This window comes from Fructilactobacillus ixorae, assembly GCF_024029915.1.
Lineage (GTDB): Bacteria > Bacillota > Bacilli > Lactobacillales > Lactobacillaceae > Fructilactobacillus > Fructilactobacillus ixorae.
Genome location: NZ_CP097478.1, coordinates 197,023 through 215,841 on the forward strand (window position 1 = coordinate 197,023; position 18,819 = coordinate 215,841).

Consider the following 18,819-nt stretch of genomic DNA (forward strand, 5'->3'; position numbering starts at 1 on the left):
GAAGACTACATGGGAGTTTGAAGGTAGGTAAACACGGTGACAGAGCGGCTACGGCGGTTTTTTGCAACGGGAACTACGGATGAGATTACGCAACGCTTGTTAGGCAAGCTGTTGGTGTACCACTCACCGCATGGGTTGATGAGTGGCTACATCACGGAAGCAGAAGCCTATTTGGGCCAACGGGACTCCGCCGCCCATGCCTATCAAGGGAAACGAACGCCGGCAAATGAAGCGCTCTATGGAGTTCCAGGGACCATTTACATTTATTCGATCCACTCTCGCCTCTGTCTGGATGTCGCCACGCAGGCGGAGGAGGTCCCTGAGGGAATCTTGATTCGGGGGTTAGAACCAGTCGCGGGACGGGCGGTTATGGAACAGCACCGGGCCAAGCATGGTTATGAACTAACTAACGGACCAGGCAAACTGATGGAAGCCCTCGGAATTACCGATAAGCAACTGAACGAGCGTGAGTTTGGCGAGACGGCTCTAGACATTGATTTAGAGCACGGCAAAACGCCACAGAAAATCATGGCGAGTGGTCGAATCGGCGTTAGTGACCGGGGCAGTTGGACGAATCAGCCGTATCGTTTTTACGTGGCCGGAAATCCGTATGTTTCGAAGCTCCCAAAACGAGATTTTGACCTGCAGAAGCACGGGTGGTTACCAGACTAAACTCTAGAAAATGACAAGCGTAATTCCAGTTGGAATTACGCTTTGTTGTTGCTAAGGTCATTTGGTCCTGCGGTAAGATTTGTGGTATGATGAACTAGTAGTAAAAATTACCGGGATATAGCTCAGCTTGGTAGAGCGCATGCTTCGGGAGTATGAGGTCGCAGGTTCAATTCCTGTTATCCCGATTAGAAGGATAATTAAAAAAGGTTGCTAGCCATCGGCTAGCAACCTTTTTGGTTTTTCTGAATTTGAGGGGAGCACGAGTAACTCCGATTAAGGGATTATCGTTTTCTTCTGTCGATTACTTTCAAACCGACAAATAGTAACAATGACAATCCAACTAAGGTCTGTGCAAGCACTAACAACCGTCGATTTTGGGCTTGCCCAGTTGCCGGTAAGTGATGCTGTGTTTGTTGCTTAGCTGTTGAAACGGTTGGAAGCGTAGATGCCTTACCGGCAAAAATTTCAGGATTGGAAGCTGATCGGTTGATGCCATTATTAGCTTTGGATTGAGATTGTTCATCTTCGTGCCTAGGGATAACATCAATGTCAATATGCTTGTCTTGGGCACCTTCGGTAAGGGGGTCATTAGTTGGCTGCTCTGGTTGCTTGGGATTAGGCTTTTCAGTAACAGTTTGCGCCAAAACGTGAACATAAACCGTTTTACTAAGCCCGTTTGCCGCGGTGATAGTAACCGGATAACTACCGGGCTTGGTTACGTCAACCGCGCTAGTATCAAGGGTAACCGGTAGGGCACTACCATCCATAGCAGTCGCAGTTGCGCCAAAATCAGCTGCCGAAGGGATGGCGTCATTCACATGAATGGTAACGTCATGGCCGGCGATGGAACTGTGATCGACCACTTTTTGGTAGACGTAGGTTACAGCTTGAGCGGTATCTGTAAAGGTTCCCGTCGGATTGCCGACCACTTGTTTTAGCGAATAACCCGGAAGGTCTTTAGCCGTCGTGGTATAGGGCGTATTAATAGTTCCACTTAAACGATCGGCAGGCGCGATTTCATTTCCATTTTCATCGACGTACTTAACCGTGACCTCAGCTCCTGCTACTGGTTGATTTGCTAATACGTGAACATAAACCGTTTTACTAAGCCCGTTTGCCGCGGTGATAGTAACCGGATAACTACCGGGCTTGGTTACGTCAACCGCGCTAGTATCAAGGGTAACCGATAGGGCACTACCATCCATAGCAGTCGCAGTTGCACCAAAATCAGCTGCCAAAGGGATGGCGTCATTCACATGAATGGTAACGTCATGGCCGGCGATGGAACTGTGATCGACCACTTTTTGGTAGACGTAGGTCACAGTTTGAGCATTATCTGTAAAGGTTCCCGTCGGGTTACCGACCACTTGTTTTAGCGAATAACCCGGAAGGTCTTTAGCCGTCGTGGTATAGGGAGTATTGAGATCCCCTGTTAACCGTTCCGCTGGGACGAGGTCAACTCCGTTTTCATCAACATACTTAACCGTGACTTCAGCTCCATTGACCGGAAGCGTAGTTGCAACAGTGATATCTTGACCAATGGCGTTACCACCAAAATTCCAAATTCCATCCGTCTTATAATCATCGCTTAAGAAGGCTGGTCGCCATTTAAAGAGCGTTAAGTTAGCAAAATCACTTTGAGACACACCGTTGATTACGAAGGCATTATTTTTCAAAGTTGCTGTGACCCACTTGCCATTATAATTAACTTGAATTTCTTTGGTTGGATAAGCGAGGGATCCATCCGGGTTAATTATCAAATCCTTTAGCTTGCTAAAGGGTAAGGTTAATTGGTTTGTTTCAGAATTATAATCAAAGTCATCGCGCGTTAGAGAATATGCTGACGTAACGACTTGCCCAGTGACATTAATTTTAGTGACGTTATCTAAATTTATATTTTGCCGTAAAACATTGAGATTTTTAATTCGATTTCTACTAAAATCAATTGAAGTAAGGTTCGGATGGGCAAGTTTAACCGCTGCAAAATCTGCCAGGGAATCAACATTGGTGCCGATGATGTTTAGGGAAGTTAAATTATGACATTGTTTTAAGACGTTAAAAATTGAATTATCAATGCGGTCAGGATGGGTGGCCCAAATGTCACCACCGGTATTTTGGTTGATTGATAATATTTTTAACGATGTCAACTTGCTTAGGTCGGGGAATTGATCAGTTGTAAACGGCACGGCCGAAAAATCTAAGCGTTCTAATCCAGTTAATTCTCCGATGGCAGAAAAATCAATTTTAGCGGGGATATCTGTACTGCCGGCTCCATTAATAAAAAGATATTTTAAGTTAGTACAGTATTGAATGCCGGCAAAAGTTTGGGGCAAAGCGCGATTTCCCGAACTACCAAAGGAGGGAAGATTAATTGTTTGAATTGCCTTCATATCTTCTAACGTTATTTCTTCAATTGTTTTCGTTGTGCTGGGATAAAAGCTTTGATTATAAGCATCGGTAATTGCCTTTTGTAACGTCGGATCTGGGACAACGGATGTCATCATTGTTGGGTCAGCAGTAACGGCTAGCTTAACTAATGCACCGTGATCAAATTGAGATTGTGGCGCTTGATAATTTTGTGGAGCTGCAGTAGGTGTAACTGTCTCTGGAGCAGTGCTTTCAGTCGGTTGAGCACCATTAGAAACGGACTCATTAGATGGAGTAGCGGTTGTGACTGGCTGGGATTCGTTAACTAGGGATAACTTAGCCTGGCTACCACTTGCCTGGCCCGGTTCATGAGGTTGGTTAACAGCTACAGCTTGGTCACTAGGAGTAGGATTCGAAGTTAGTTCACTGGTTGAGGGACTAGCAGTAGCTGGTTTGCCTGTAGTTGTATCGGTGGTTAAGGATGGTGCGGGCTGCGATTCTGGGTTAGTAACTTGAGGTGTAGTTGTAACCACCGGTTGATTAGGTGGAGTTGGTTGCGAACTGGGAGCTAATTGCTGGGGTGTCTCACCGGTTACAGCCGTGGTGACCGCAGTTGCATTTTCGGCGGGGGAATCGAGATTAGCCTGGGCGGTTAAATATGTAAAGGACATGATGGTGGCGCTTGCTAATGAAGCGACAACCCATTTTTTACCAGCTTTATACATCTTATAGTGACAACTTACATTTTTATTTACTTTTTTCACGTAATCCATCCTTTCTTTGTTTGTATGTATTTGATTTAAATTGGTGAAAAATAAAAAGATCACATTGCTCATAAGTATAATTGTAACATAGTCAGATTCTAAATAAGCAATAAAAATAACTGATTAAACATTAATTGGAAGCTAACTAATCGGGTAGTAGTTGATTAACGAAAGGCGCAAATGAAAGCTCATTTTCTTAATATAACCGTAATTTTGTGTAACTTAACACAAAATTATGTTTCACGGGTTTGGAACCGTCAGAATGCGTTATTGTAGTCTTTTTGCGGTCTGCTTTACTATTTTTTAATAATTAAAATAACTTTTTAGCGTTGACATGTGAACTTTTGAACAATATAATAGAACCGTAAAGTAAAGGTTTGGAAAGGGGAATAAAAGATGAAAGCAGCTGTTGTTCGGTCCAATTCAGATGGGTACGTTGACATTAAGGATGTTAATCTCCGTCCGATTGATGAGCATGAAGCACTAGTTAAGATTGAATACTGTGGGCTGTGTCACACCGATTTACACGTGGCCGCTGGTGATTTTGGTCCAGTTCCCGGGCGGATCATCGGTCACGAAGGCGTGGGTAAGGTTACCCAAGTTGGGAAAGCCGTTGACAACTTAAAGGTTGGCGACCGGGTCTCAATTGCCTGGTTCTACTCGGCCGATGGAACCTGTCGCTACTGTATTACCGGAAACGAGACGCTCTGCCGAAACGCTAAAAACGCTGGCTTTAGCGTAGACGGGGCCATGGCGGAAGAATGTATTGTAGATGCTAAGTATGCGGTTAAAGTTCCCGATGAACTGGATCCAATTCAGGCTACGTCACTAACTTGTGCGGGAGTAACGACCTACAAGGCGCTAAAAGAAGGCAACACGAAGCCCGGTGATTGGGTTGAAATCGTTGGAGCCGGGGGTCTCGGAAACCTTGCCGTTCAACTGGCGAAACACGTCTTTGGCGCGCGGGTGGTAGTTACCGATGGTGATCCTGCTAAACTCCAAGCGGCGCAAGAAAACGGTGCTGACGTGGTGATTAACCGGCACGATGATGATGCCACGGAGCAAATCATCAAGGCCACGGATGGGGGCGTTGATGCTGCCATTGTGACGGCCGTTAGTGCCCCGGCCTTTACGAACGCTGTGAACGCCTTGGCTCCCAACGGAACGTTAGTGGCGGTGGCCCTGCCGAAGGGTGACATGGCCTTAAACATTGACAAAACCGTTTTAGATGGCATTAAAGTCGCTGGGTCCTTGGTCGGAACGCGCGAAGACCTGCGTGAAACCTTCCAGTTTGGCGCCGCTGGTGAAGTTAAACCAATCGTTAAGACCGATAAGCTGGAAAACATTAATCACGTCATTGACGAAATGAAGGCCGGTAAGATCGTGGGCCGGGTCGTCTTTGATTTCACGGGCGCCCCAGCCTAGAAAAAGCATCAACCGGCAACCAGGCGCTTTGTAAGCACGCACGCACCCCTGTAACCCAGAAGAACATCCGGAGGGAAAAACATGTCTGACAAAAAAGAAGTACAAGAAAACCAAGCAATTGATGCGAAGATTAATGAAATGGTTAAAAAGGCGCACGTCGCCTTAGATGAAATGAGTCACTTTGACCAGGCTAAAGTCGATGCAATCACCCACGCCATGGTAATTGCCGGGGTGGATGCCCACCAACGGTTAGGCAAAATGGCGTACGAAGAAACCGGACGGGGGGTCGCTGAAGACAAGGCCATCAAGAACCTGTTCGCCACCGAAGAAATTTGGCACGACATTCGCAACGACAAGACGGTCGGGGTTATCGACGAGAATTCAGAAGAAGATTTGATTAAGGTAGCCGAACCCCTTGGGGTGTTAGCCGGGATTACACCAGTGACCAACCCGACCTCAACCACCCTGTTTAAGGCAATCATTTCCATGAAAACTCGCAATGCCATCATCTTTAGTTTGCACCCGCAGGCCTTACAATCCTCGATTGAAGCCGCGCGGATCATGCGGGATGCCGCCGTGGCTGCTGGAGCGCCCCAGGATTGTATCCAATGGATCGCCGAACCAAGTCGGGAAGCCACCAACGCCTTGATCAAGAACCCGGGAGTAGCATGTACCTTAGCAACCGGGGGGCCTGGCTTAGTGAAAGCCGCTTACTCAACTGGGAAACCAGCCTTGGGGGTTGGACCTGGAAACGGTCCCGTTTACATCGAAGCCACGGCTAAGATTCCAGAAGCCGTCAACGACATTGTGTTGTCAAAGACCTTTGATAACGGGATGATTTGTGCCACGGAAAATAGTGCGGTCATTGACGACCAGATTTATACCGATGTGAAAGAACAACTCGAACGCAACAACGTGTACTTTGTGCCGGAAGCTGAGCACCAACAACTCACCGATGCCATGTTTGATAGCACCCGGTTGAGTGTGAAAGGTCCCATTGCTGGGGCAACTGCAAAGCAAATTGCTGAAATGGCCGGTATTAAGGTTCCAGAAGACACCCAAGTGCTGGCCGTCGAAATGACAGGCATTGGGCCAAAGTACCCGATGTCTGGTGAAAAGCTGTCGCCCGTGATCTCGGTTTACCACGCTAAGGATCATCACGCGGCCTTTGAAATCGTCAACCAACTGTTGGAATACGGTGGGTTAGGGCACACCGCAGCCATTCAAACGACGAACGAAGAACTCGCAACGCAGTTCGGCGTGTTCGTGAAGGCGTCGCGGGTAATCGTGAACTCTCCCTCTGGACTTGGTGGAGTCGGAAACCTCTACAACAACATGACGCCGTCCCTCACGCTCGGGACCGGATCATGGGGACAAAACTCAATCTCACATAACGTGACGGACTATGACCTGTTGAACATCAAAACAATCGCAAAGAGAAGAAATAATATGCAATGGATTAAACTACCAAAGATTTACTTCGAAAAGAATTCCGTGCGTTACCTGAAGGACATGCCAAACATCCAAAAGGCTTTCATCGTGACGAGTCCTTCCATGGTTAAATACCACTACGTTGACAAGGTGCTCGATGAATTAAACGCCCGCGATGATGGCGTGCAATACTACATCTTTGATGACATTCATGGCGAACCAACCACCGAAACGGTTGATGCCGGTGTAATGCAAATGCGGGGCTTCCAACCCGATACCATCATTGCGCTTGGCGGTGGTTCACCACTAGATGCCGCTAAGATGATGTGGTTAATCTACGAAAACTCTGAAACGGACTTCTTTGGGGCTAAACAGAAGTTCTTGGACATCCGGAAACGGGCCTACCGCTTCGAAAAACCAAGTAAGTCGAAGATGGTGGCCATCCCTAGTACCTCTGGAACTGGTTCTGAAGTAACGCCGTTCTCCGTGATTACGGATGCTAAGCTCCACATTAAGTACCCACTGGCAGACTACGCTTTGACTCCAGACGTGGCCATCATTGATCCGCAATTTGTTAAAACGGTGCCCAAGAGTACAATCGCTGCGTCGGGATTAGATGCCTTAACGCACGCGATTGAATCCTACGTTTCTGTGATGGCCTCTGATTACACCCGGCCGTTGTCACTGCAAGCCATTAAGATGATTTTTGCGAACCTGACGGCTTCTTACAACGGGGACTCCGAAGCGCGCGACCAGATGCATACGGCTTCCACGATTGCCGGAATGGCCTTTGCAAATGCTTTCCTTGGGATTACCCACTCAATTGCCCACAAACTTGGGGGTCAATTCGGGATTACCCATGGAGTGGCGATTGCCATTACCCTGCCACACGTGATTCGGTACAACTTCAAGCAACCGAAGAAGCTGGCAACGTGGCCGAAGTACGAATCTTTCCGGGCTGATCAAGATTATGCTGAAATTGCTCGCTACATTGGCTTACCAGGGAACACGAACGAAGAACTGAAGGAAGCGTTGGTTCACAAAGTGATCGAGCTGGCGCACTCCGTTGGCGTAACCTTGAGCCTGCAAGCCCAGGGCGTTGAGCGCCAGGAACTGGAAGATAAAGCACAACGGTTAGCAGAACTGGCTTATGGGGATCAATGTACCACGGCTAACCCGAAGGAACCGTTGATTGCGGATTTGAAACAAATTATTCTCGATGAATACGATGGGATTGGCGTCGAAACGGAAACTAACCGCGAAGTCTAAGTCCCACAGAACTGCTTAAAAACCACTGGTTCGTTGAACCGGTGGTTTTTTTGTGGCCGAGGGACTGAAATTGGCGCGGGAACCACTGGGGAAAATGGTATAATGCGCTTAATTAACCGACGGAGGGCCAACTAATGCCAGCATTCTCACGTTCCCAAACCAATTTAATCGTCTACTTAACGTCGTTCTTTTTGTATAACTTTGCGCGGGTGCTCCCGCATGCTGTGTTAACCGTAATCCTGCTTAATAAGGGGATGAGTGTCGGGCAAATCGCGGTGATTCAGAGCTTTTTCATGATCGCGGTATTGGGATTTGAACTGCCATCGGGACTACTGACGGATTCCTGGTCAGAGCAACGGGTGTACGAATTGTCACTGCTGTTGCTAGCACTTTCGTACGGCTTAATCATGTGGTCCCATTCCTTTTGGATCCTGAGCGGGTCCTGGTTTATCTACGGGATTAGTAGTGCGGCCATCGGTAGTTCGCTAGAAACCTATTTTCTACGGCAGTACCAACACAACGAGTCGCTGATCAAGCAGTTTAACGTGCGCTTTAACAATACCAAGCTTTAACAATACCAATTTGCTGAGTAGCCTGCTCGGTGGGGGACTGGGCTCCTTTATCTATGCTTACTTAGAGAACGCCCTGTACATTATCTCGATTGGGTTGATTGGCGTGGCCCTCTGCTTAATCTTATTCGGCTTTCACGGGACTGCCATCCAAGCCGCAGAACAGCGAAAGACCTTGCGCGAGTTAGTAGCTTTACTGAGAACGGGCTTAACGGCCCAGTTATGGTTGACAATCGGGCAGTTAGCCGTGTTACAAATCGTGGCCCAACTCTTTTTTCAGTTCTGGCAGGTGTTGTTTCTCGGCGCCGGAGTTAAGCAAGCCCAGTTTGGCTTGTTTTACGTTGGGTTTCAGCTAATCGCGTTAGGTAGTAACTGGGTGTTTGCCCGCTAAAACTTTCGCCGGGGCGAACTAATCCTAGTCTTACTGATGGTGGGCCTGTTTCTAAGCGCCTTGGCCTGTCAGCATTGGCAGTTCGGGATGGTTAGTTTAACCTGCCTCTTCCTCGTGCCCTTTAATATTTACAGTACCCAGTTACTGGTGAATCTCCAACGCCAGGCCCCGGCGCGCTCCCTGGCGTCGGTGACGGCGGTTTCCGGGACGCTGGGGAGCGTGGTGTCGTTGTTACTACTGTGGGGCGTCGGGGCTCTGGACCACTTCCAATCGTTTCCGGTCGTGGCGGTGGAAGCCATGGGGCTGTTTGTGCTGTTGTCCGGGGGTGGCTATGCCTGGTTTGCGTGGTGGAGTCGGAGGATGAATGAGTAGGGAGGGAGGAATCTGATGCTGAAATTCACTAAAATTGGTACCGGAATGCCAATTATTTTTTTACATGGATATGAACTAGATCATACTAGCCTAATGCAACTAACCGAACCAGTGTTTAAAAAGCTCCTTTTAGGTTATCAACGGATTTATATTGATTTACCGGGAATGGGGTGTTCTCGTGAACTTGAATTTATTGATGCCACAACGACGCTTCAAGAACTTGTTCAAACATTACGCTGGTTAAAATTATCACGGTTTCTAGTGGTGGGGCAATCATACGGCGGATATTTAGCGACGGGATTAAAGAAGGATTTTCCCCACGCAATGAAGGCCCAGTTGTTGGTAGTGCCAATGGTGGTTCCCAAACTAGCAGAGCGGACCTTGGATAACTTAGACCACCCGTACGTTGGACCTAATCCAGCCCAATTTACGGATGATTTTAAAGCGGTAAATGTAATTTTGAACCACCTAAAATTTGCATTATATCAACTATTTATTGAGAAACCGTTAACCTATAATCAAAGTGTAAATTTGACTAAGATAATGAATTCGGACCTTTACGCATTGCCAAACTGGTTAAATGCGATTGAGCCAGTTGCTACAACAGTGTTAGTGGGACGCTACGATAATATTGTTGGACACAGAGACCCAGTTAAGTTATTAACCCCCAAGTATCCGGAGCTAGAAATTAAACAGTACGGAAATTCAGGCCATAACCTGATGATCGACGAAACTGACCGGTTTACTGCTGATTTAGTTCAGTTTGTTAAAAAGTATTCCGAAGCTTCTGCATCATAATTGGAGTGGATTTTCAAACGAGTACTGGTCGTAATGATCCTAAGTGATGACAATTTAATTTTAAATGAATTTTATAATAATGATTTGTACATGATATAATAATGATATTAACTAATTAGGAGGTAATCATGAAAACAGAGGTACCGTATAACGTGGGGCTGGATATTGGGACCAGCTCGATTGGTTGGGCCATCACGGACGAAAATAACCGGTTAATTTCGGTTAAGGGTCACTATGGAATCGGGACACGCTTGTTTAAGGAGGGCCAAGCCGCGGCCGAGCGGCGTGGCTTTCGGACCACGCGCCGCCGCTTATCGCGTAGAAAGTGGCGGTTGCGCCTGTTAGCAGAAATTTTTGATGCGCCGATTGCGGAGGTAGATCAGAGTTTCTATGCGCGGTTACGGCAATCCAGCGTGTCGCCCCGTGATCCACAGAAAAAGCAGGAGTTTGCCGACAAGATTCTGTTTGCGGATCCTGATTTTACCGATCAAGATTATCACCATGACTATCCAACGATTTATCATTTGCGGCATGCCCTGGCTACGGAACAGCACCAGTTTGATGTCCGGTTAATCTATTTAGCGGTGCACCACTTGCTTAAATACCGAGGCCATTTTCTAAACAAAGGGGCTGCCAACAAGTTCAAGGCGGGCGAAATCGATTTAAGCACGGACTTTCAGCAGTTAAATGATATTTTCACCCAGCAACAACGCGATGATGTGCAGTTAAAAACCACGGACGTCAATCACCTAGTGAAAATTTTGACAGATACCAACCAGAGTAAGAGTGATCGCCAAAAGCAAATTGCAAGTGAAATTTTTGTGAAAGGGGATAAGGACCAGAATCAGGTTAATAAAAAGCTTGCCACGGAAATTGTGAAAGCAATTGTCGGTTTAAAAGCCAAGTTTGACGTGATTTTTGGGCTACAGGACGTTCCGAATGCGAAGGAGTTTTCGTTAACCTTCAATAGTGATGATTTTGATCAAAAATTAGCTGATTTAGGCTCTCAAGTGACGGATGATGATCAGGAAATCGTGGCAATCTTGCAAAAGCTCTATTTCGCCGTTGATTTAGCGGGTCTCCTCCAGAATCCAGTCACAGGGAAGCTGTTCTCGAGCATCTCAGCGGCCATGATTGATCGGTATGATCGGCATCACGATGACCTAAAGCGATTAAAACGCTTAGCGGCACAGTTGAAGGCAGCCGGGAAAACGGAACAAGCTACGGCCCTGAAACAGGCGTATGCGGACTACGTTGATGGAGAAGTTAGTAGCTATAAGAAACTCCCGCGCGATGAATTTATGAAGCGGGTGGAAAAGCAACTAGATGATTCTGCAGTGGCGACTGAAATTAAAGCAGCGCTTGAGACAGGTCAATTTATGCCCAAACAACGTTCCAAGGAAAACGGGGCGATTCCATATCAACTGCAACAACAAGAACTCGATGCCATTATTGAGAATCAGGGGCAGTATTATCCTTGGCTCCGTGAAGCTAAAGAACATCTGGATGCATTGATTTCCTTCCGCGTGCCTTACTACGTCGGTCCGATGGTTGATCCAGAAGAAGTCAGTGCGGAAAACGGGAAATTTGCGTGGATGAAACGCAAAGAACAGGGGAAAATCACGCCGTGGAACTTTGCAGAAAAAGTTGATAAAACGGCTTCGGCAACGAACTTTATTAAACGGATGACCGCTACCGATACCTACCTAATCGGGGAACCGGTATTGCCCAAAGATAGTTTGTTGTACCAAGAATTCACCGTTTTAAACGAGTTAAATAAGCTAAAAGTGAATGTGAATGGCAAGAAATTTATGTTAGAGCCGGCGCATAAACAAGCGATCTTCAATCAGATTTATAAGAACCACAAACGCGTTTCCTTGAAACGAATCACGGAGTTTATGCAAGCCCAGGGCTGGATTGGTACGGATGCTTATCTCTCGGGAACGACCGACCAAAAGAACGTTAATAATACCTTGGGCACGTATAATGATTTTAAGTCGATTTTTGACTCCCAACTGGATGATCCGGACCGCCAGGCGGACTTAGAACGCATCATTGAGTGGTCCACCATCTTTGAAGATGAACACATTTTTAAATTAAAACTGGATACGGTTACCTGGCTGACGCCGGAGCAAAAAACGCAATTAGTCAAACACCGGTACCAGGGTTGGGGTCGGTTATCAAAACAGTTGCTGGCTGGAATTACCAATGCAAACGGGGAACGGGTCATTGATGTGTTGTGGAACACGGATCAAAACTTGATGGAAACCCTAGCTGATGATAGCTTCAAGGCGGCGATTCAAGAATTTAACGGGGACCGGTTAGCACAGCAGAACGTTTCCAACGTGATTGATGATTTGTATACATCGCCACAAAATAAAAAGGCCATGCGCCAGGTTTTATTAGTGATCGATGACATTGAAAAGGCCATGGGGTATGCCCCCGCCAATATTATGATTGAATTTGCCCGCGAAGATCGAAACGATCATCGCTTGGTTAATTCACGGGCAAAACAGCTAGAACAAACGTATCAAAAGGCGAAAGCCGAGATTAGCGACGACGTGCAAGCGGAATTAAAAGCGAAAATCAAGGATAAGGCGCAATTTAATGACCGGTTGTACCTGTACTTCGTGCAGGGTGGCAAGGACTTATACACGGGAAAGCCAATCGATATTGACCGGCTTTCAAACTATGAAATTGATCATATCCTACCGCAGTCCTTTATTTTGGATAACTCGTTGGATAACCGGGTGTTAACGGCAAAAGCGAATAACCAAACTAAGGCCGATCGCCTCCCCGGAGAACTCTTTGGGGCGCAGATGAAAGGTTATTGGACCAGCCTGCGTGAGCACGGACTGATGACCTGGAAGAAGTACAATAATCTCATGTTAACCCCAGATAAAATTAGTAAGTTTGACAATCAGGGGCGGTTCATTAATCGGCAACTGGTTGAAACCCGCCAGGTCATTAAACTGATTGCAGAGATTCTCCACAACCGGTATGCCACTGAAGGTCAGACTGAGATTGTGACGGTCAAAGCAAACTTAACCCACCACATGCGGACGAAATTTAATTTTTATAAAAACCGAAATGTGAATGATTATCACCATTCTTTTGATGCTTACTTATCAGCCTTTGTAGGGAATTGGTTGTTACAGCAGTATCCTAATTTGAAACCTTACTTTGTGTATGGGGACTACGCGAAGGTTGGGATTAAGGATTTGAAACAGTTTAACTTCTTATACCGCTTTGAAAAGTACCATGAATTAGCTGAAGATGGGCAGATTAAAACTGATTCAGATCAGTTACTGGGTTACATGCGCAAGTTGTATCAATTAAAGCTGATGCTGGTTACCAAAGAATTGGAAACTAATCATGGTAATTTATTTAAACAAACGGTTTTTCCGGCACCAGCGCATGACAAAAAAATGAAGAAGCCACGAAAGTTGATTAATCCCAAAGCTAATCGTTCGAGTGATATTTATGGTGGTTACACCAGTAAGACGGCAGCCTTCATGACATTAGTTCGGGTTAAAAAAGGTTCGAAAGTTGAGTATCGTCTCGCAAGTGTTCCGTTAGCTAATTTAGTTTGGCAACAACAGGGGATGTCATTTGAGGAAATGGTCGAAAAATCGGTTCGTCCGCAATTTACCGGTAAGAACGGTAAGGTCAATGATTATCAGATTTTTAAGAGCAAGGTATATATTAATCAACTAGTTAATGAGGATGGAGCGTTGTTTACGTTAGCAAGTAAACAATATCGCCATAATGCGCAACAGTTGGTGTTATCTGACCAAGCAATGAAAATTTTAAGCAGTAAGCCAACTGATCTTACTCGTGATGATCTGATGTTTGCGTTCAATGAAATTGTTGATAAGGGACAACGCTATTTTAAAGCATATGATTTTAGTAATAGTGAAGTGGCAAAGGTTCAATTCAGTGAGTTAGATGATGTTGATGATATGAGAACCATCATTAATAATTTGTTAATTGGATTGCATGCTAATGCGCCATATACTGATGTTTCAAAGGTTGGATTACCGAAATATTTAGGATTGTTTTCTTTAAAAGCAGGAATAAAATTAAAGCCAGAAACTAAATTCATTTACCAATCTCCCACCGGGTTATTTTCGCGTCAAGTTAAAATTTCTGATTTGTAACACCGAAGCATCAAAAAGGGACGCTATCAGATGATAGCGTCCCTTTTCTACTATGTATGGCCCTTAAGGGCTCACAAGGATAAACTCCGCCAGCGGCATTGTTTGATTTTAACTCAGTATGTCATTTCAATGAGATTAAAAATCGTTGGCATCCCAACCAACAACGTTAATATAACAACTTTTTTTAGGAAAGTCAAGGAGGTAGAAAGATGGGGTGGAGAAGCGTTGTGATCACCCAACACGCGAAAGTATCATATTCCGGACGACGCATCATTGTCCAGACTAACCAAACGGTGGCCGAAGTGCCAATCGATGATATCGAGGTATTGCTGATTAGTACCACGAAGGCCGTACTGACGGCGCGGGCCATTAGCGAACTAGCCCGGGCAGCAGTTAAAGTGATTTTTTCCGATGAGACCGGAGAACCGGTCTGTGAAACCGTTGATTACTTACCGAATAATCGCAGTATGTCAGTTTTACAACGGCAGTTTGAGTGGGATGAAGCTCGTAAAGAACTACTATGGACTTGGTTAGTCACCGCTAAGGTTCAGATGCAAATCGCGGTTTTACAGCGGCGTCACATTGATGCGAGTGAGTTAGACTATGAATTTCGTAAAATTGAGATTAATGATACTAGTAATCGAGAAGCGGTAGTCGCGCGTAAGTATTTTCCGTTACTGTTTGAAACCGGGTTTGAACGGCGCAATTTCCAACCCGCAAACGCGGCTTTGAACTACGGTTATTCCATTTTATTATCATTGGTGAACCGCAATATTGTCGCCACGGGATGCTTGACTCAGCTGGGGATTCATCATCATAACGATGAGAATCAATTTAACCTCGGCTCAGACTTGATGGAACCCTTTCGTCCCATTATCGACTGGTGGGTAAGTGAACAGGAGATTAAGGAACTAACGCCGGAAATTAAGATTAAGCTCGTGGACTTGTTGAACCTAGAGTTAAAGTTTAACGGCAAGAATACAATTTTAAGAAATGCGTTAAAAACACACGTGACGAACTGTATTAACTACTTAAATGAGGAACGAGAGACAGCTAAAGTTGAGGTGGAATTAGGAGATGAGATATCGGATTATGCGCTTAATCGTAATGTTTGATTTACCAATGGATACTAGTGAAGATAAGCGGAATTACCGGAAGTTTCGCAAGGAATTAATTAACGAGGGTTTTTTAATGATTCAGTATTCGGTTTATGCCCGGGTTTGTGTTACCAAGCAATCCGCCCAGTTTACGGAAAATCGGATTAAAACATTTTTACCAACCCGCGGCTTGATTCAGACGTTAATGGTAACCGAAAAACAGTATAATAGTATGCACTTTTTGGTGGGAGAACAAAAAGATGATGTGCGAAACACCTCGGATCGGACGGTAGTATTATGAAGCTAACTTTGTATCCGAATGCACCGTTTGAGATTAATGCAGGGGTTCCTACCATTATTCGCACGAATAATCAGTCCTTTTACACTAGTCTGATTCAGGGGTTTCAAACCAACCAAACTATCATTTTGAGCTCCAATGAGGAAGTGCTTGAAACGAACGATTATTTAGAATTCGTGGGGAATGTGGTGACCAATCCCGATCCCTTTAGCCCGTTTAAACTGAAAATCGAACGGGAAATTCTAGAGAATTTAAATGAAAAGGAACGACAACGCTTATATCAATTGGATTGCGAGCTTAAAAGCATTTTCTTAGGTTCTGCTTATTTAGAGGATTTTCCCTTAACGGTTAATGACGAATGGGATGTGAAGAAGCAGTATAAGTACTGTGGGATTAACTTTTTGCATGACACGCAAGCAACTCCTTATGATATAATTAGGGAAGTTCTTAACTTATACTATCAATTTAATGCTAAAAAACTACTGGTTCTTGATGCTCTCTTTAATTATTTGGAAGAAGCCCAACAGCTTCAGCTATTTCAATTAATTAAACAGTTGGAATTGCAGGTCTTACTATTAGATTTTTCTGGGCAACCATATTCCCAATTGCTAGAAGAATGCCGTTATTACAGCGTTGACAAGGATTTTGTGATCTTTGAGCGCTAGTTAGTGAAATATTACAGACGGTTTTAGAAGTATGTCATTTCAATGAGATTAAGAACAACTGGTTTGCGCGGCTTAAACGTTGGTAAGTTTTAGAAGTATGTCATTTCAATGAGATTAAGAACTTAGACCTAATAAGGAAATTGATTATTTTAGTTTTAGAAGTATGTCATTTCAATGAGATTAAGAACGCCCACTACGGGCTCCTAACAAGGCCTATTGTTTTAGAAGTATGTCATTTCAATGAGATTAAGAACCAACCTTAGCTTAACACAATTGAAACCCCGGTTTTAGAAGTATGTCATTTCAATGAGATTAAGAACCGTTAGTGACGTCATCTTTAGCAGCTTGTAGTTTTAGAAGTATGTCATTTCAATGAGATTAAGAACGCTAAAGCAGGCTTTAAAGTATTGCCAGCAGTTTTAGAAGTATGTCATTTCAATGAGATTAAGAACGATGGATTCAGGTCTTTCAATGAATATAAGGTTTTAGAAGTATGTCATTTCAATGAGATTAAGAACTTTTTGATGTATTTTCATTAGACTTTCCTAGTTTTAGAAGTATGTCATTTCAATGAGATTAAGAACTCGTTAAGGTGAACCAAGCTCAACCTGCCAGTTTTAGAAGTATGTCATTTCAATGAGATTAAGAACACCCACTTTACAGTGAGTTCTGCTACAAAGGTTTTAGAAGTATGTCATTTCAATGAGATTAAGAACAATGAGCAGTGAAAAACTAGACACGGACGCGTTTTAGAAGTATGTCATTTCAATGAGATTAAGAACTACGGGACCCATCAGTTTCGTCGCCAGTCGGTTTTAGAAGTATGTCATTTCAATGAGATTAAGAACGTGAGGTTGTGCAACTAGGATTGTCAGACCGTTTTAGAAGTATGTCATTTCAATGAGATTAAGAACCGGAATTGAAAAAGCCGACGCTTACGATCCGTTTTAGAAGTATGTCATTTCAATGAGATTAAGAACAAAGCACAGTCCGACCAAGGATCGCAATCAGTTTTAGAAGTATGTCATTTCAATGAGATTAAGAACTGAATCATTGAGTTTAACAGCAGTTATGCAGTTTTAGAAGTATGTCATTTCAATGAGATTAAGAACCTGTTCTTGCTGTTCAACAAAAAAAGTGAAGTTTTAGAAGTATGTCATTTCAATGAGATTAAGAACTAATATGAAAAAGCGAACCGGGATTTTTTGGTTTTAGAAGTATGTCATTTCAATGAGATTAAGAACCCGACGTAGGAAAATCGGACTTAGGTGGCAGTTTTAGAAGTATGTCATTTCAATGAGATTAAGAACAAAAATTCGGAAAAATCAACCGACCCAGAAGTTTTAGAAGTATGTCATTTCAATGAGATTAAGAACAGCTAGCCGACATCTACAACGCACAGACTAGTTTTAGAAGTATGTCATTTCAATGAGATTAAGAACTACTAATATTGACAACGCTCAAGATTTGAAGTTTTAGAAGTATGTCATTTCAATGAGATTAAGAACATCTACGTATTTTTGTTCCAGCTTGTCTTGGTTTTAGAAGTATGTCATTTCAATGAGATTAAGAACCTGACATGCTACCGTATAACTTAGACTTGAGTTTTAGAAGTATGTCATTTCAATGAGATTAAGAACAAAAATTCAGGACGAAAAAGGGGCACAGTCGTTTTAGAAGTATGTCATTTCAATGAGATTAAGAACGCCATAAATAAGAAATTAGTTCCACGGATAGTTTTAGAAGTATGTCATTTCAATGAGATTAAGAACAATCAGCTTTGCGTATTGTTTGCTAGCCTCGTTTTAGAAGTATGTCATTTCAATGAGATTAAGAACTTCAATCAAAGGAAAGGAACGTGAATTACTGTTTTAGAAGTATGTCATTTCAATGAGATTAAGAACAATGTTTGCCAAATTGAAAATTGATATTGAGTTTTAGAAGTATGTCATTTCAATGAGATTAAGAACTGACACAATGTTTTTCATCAAGTCAACGTCGTTTTAGAAGTATGTCATTTCAATGAGATTAAGAACGACCCGTGAAAACCACCGACTATTCACCGAGTTTTAGAAGTATGTCATTTCAATGAGATTAAGAACAACGCTTAGGACCATTCTTAAATCTTTTTTGTTTTAGAAGTATGTCATTTCAATGACACTAAAAACTTAGCATTTAAACAAATAACTGGAACTAAACCAATGAAACAATTTGGAAAGGATCGACTGGAGTGGAACGATTATTTAATCCAACAATCCAACTAAGTAAACAATTCTTAGATAAGAATAATTTATCCTTTGAAGATTGGATATTTAATACAATGGAAAATCCCCAAGGTAAATTTCAAATTAACATTTATTTTGTCAATAATTATACGATTGACACAAATAATCCGCTGCTAGCCAGCCAAATTAATTGGAGTGTAAAATCAAAATATAAGGATAATTTTGAATTTTATTTTTTAGAAGATGATGATTATAATGTTTCTAATCAATTAGGACTTCCAATTGATATTAGCGGGAAAATTATACAGTAGGGAAA

The 18,819-nt window shown here is 43.7% G+C and carries 13 protein-coding genes, 1 tRNA gene and 1 CRISPR repeat array; of the genes, 13 read left to right on the plus strand and 1 reads right to left on the minus strand.

Annotation, left to right across the window (positions count from 1 at the left end):
• Positions 1-36: 36 nt before the first annotated feature.
• Positions 37-672 (plus strand): DNA-3-methyladenine glycosylase, encoded by a 636-nt coding sequence (locus tag M8332_RS00895; protein WP_252780297.1) that lies wholly within the window; start codon positions 37-39, stop codon positions 670-672.
• 111 nt (positions 673-783) lie between these two features.
• Positions 784-857 (plus strand) — tRNA-Pro (locus M8332_RS00900).
• 96 nt (positions 858-953) lie between these two features.
• On the opposite strand, the gene M8332_RS00905 is transcribed toward M8332_RS00900, so the two are convergent.
• Positions 954-3,803 carry a MucBP domain-containing protein gene (locus M8332_RS00905; protein WP_252780299.1) on the minus strand — a complete coding sequence of 950 codons (2,850 nt, stop codon included), beginning with the start codon at positions 3,801-3,803 and terminating at the stop codon, positions 954-956.
• Positions 3,804-4,199: 396 nt separating this feature from the next.
• On the opposite strand from M8332_RS00905, the gene adhP reads away from it, so the two are divergent.
• From adhP to M8332_RS00960, 11 genes are all read left to right on the plus strand, one after another.
• Positions 4,200-5,228: an alcohol dehydrogenase AdhP gene (gene adhP / locus M8332_RS00910; protein WP_252780301.1), complete on the plus strand. Its 1,029-nt coding sequence runs from the start codon at positions 4,200-4,202 to the stop codon at positions 5,226-5,228.
• An 81-nt stretch (positions 5,229-5,309) separates the two neighbouring features.
• Entirely contained in the window at positions 5,310-7,928 is a 2,619-nt protein-coding gene (gene adhE / locus M8332_RS00915) for a bifunctional acetaldehyde-CoA/alcohol dehydrogenase (protein WP_252780303.1), read from the plus strand.
• A gap of 134 nt (positions 7,929-8,062) precedes the next feature.
• On the plus strand, positions 8,063-8,500 hold the full coding sequence (locus tag M8332_RS00920) for an MFS transporter (protein WP_252780305.1): 438 nt from the start codon (positions 8,063-8,065) through the stop codon (positions 8,498-8,500).
• A gap of 10 nt (positions 8,501-8,510) precedes the next feature.
• A complete protein-coding gene (locus M8332_RS00925) occupies positions 8,511-8,888 on the plus strand; it encodes a hypothetical protein (protein ID WP_252780306.1) in 378 nt (125 codons plus the stop codon).
• A gap of 114 nt (positions 8,889-9,002) precedes the next feature.
• Positions 9,003-9,260: a hypothetical protein gene (locus tag M8332_RS00930; protein ID WP_252780307.1), complete on the plus strand. Its 258-nt coding sequence runs from the start codon at positions 9,003-9,005 to the stop codon at positions 9,258-9,260.
• A 15-nt stretch (positions 9,261-9,275) separates the two neighbouring features.
• Positions 9,276-10,058 carry an alpha/beta fold hydrolase gene (locus M8332_RS00935; protein WP_252780309.1) on the plus strand — a complete coding sequence of 261 codons (783 nt, stop codon included), beginning with the start codon at positions 9,276-9,278 and terminating at the stop codon, positions 10,056-10,058.
• 128 nt (positions 10,059-10,186) lie between these two features.
• On the plus strand, positions 10,187-14,218 hold the full coding sequence (gene cas9, locus M8332_RS00940) for a type II CRISPR RNA-guided endonuclease Cas9 (RefSeq protein WP_252780310.1): 4,032 nt from the start codon (positions 10,187-10,189) through the stop codon (positions 14,216-14,218).
• Positions 14,219-14,427: 209 nt separating this feature from the next.
• Positions 14,428-15,333, plus strand: a complete 906-nt coding sequence (cas1, locus tag M8332_RS00945; RefSeq protein ID WP_252780311.1) for a type II CRISPR-associated endonuclease Cas1 — start codon at positions 14,428-14,430, stop codon at positions 15,331-15,333.
• Positions 15,311-15,616, plus strand: coding sequence for a CRISPR-associated endonuclease Cas2 (gene cas2, locus M8332_RS00950; RefSeq protein WP_289847035.1), 306 nt, complete (start codon positions 15,311-15,313; stop codon positions 15,614-15,616). Before cas1 ends, cas2 begins: the two co-directional genes overlap by 23 nt.
• A complete protein-coding gene (gene csn2 / locus M8332_RS00955; RefSeq protein ID WP_252780312.1) occupies positions 15,613-16,278 on the plus strand; it encodes a type II-A CRISPR-associated protein Csn2 in 666 nt (221 codons plus the stop codon). The genes cas2 and csn2 overlap by 4 nt, the downstream gene beginning before the upstream one ends.
• Before the next feature lie 20 nt (positions 16,279-16,298).
• Positions 16,299-18,446: a CRISPR direct-repeat array (repeat unit 36 nt; unit sequence GTTTTAGAAGTATGTCATTTCAATGAGATTAAGAAC).
• 62 nt (positions 18,447-18,508) lie between these two features.
• On the plus strand, positions 18,509-18,814 hold the full coding sequence (locus tag M8332_RS00960) for a hypothetical protein (protein ID WP_252780313.1): 306 nt from the start codon (positions 18,509-18,511) through the stop codon (positions 18,812-18,814).
• The last annotated feature ends 5 nt before the right edge of the window (positions 18,815-18,819 follow it).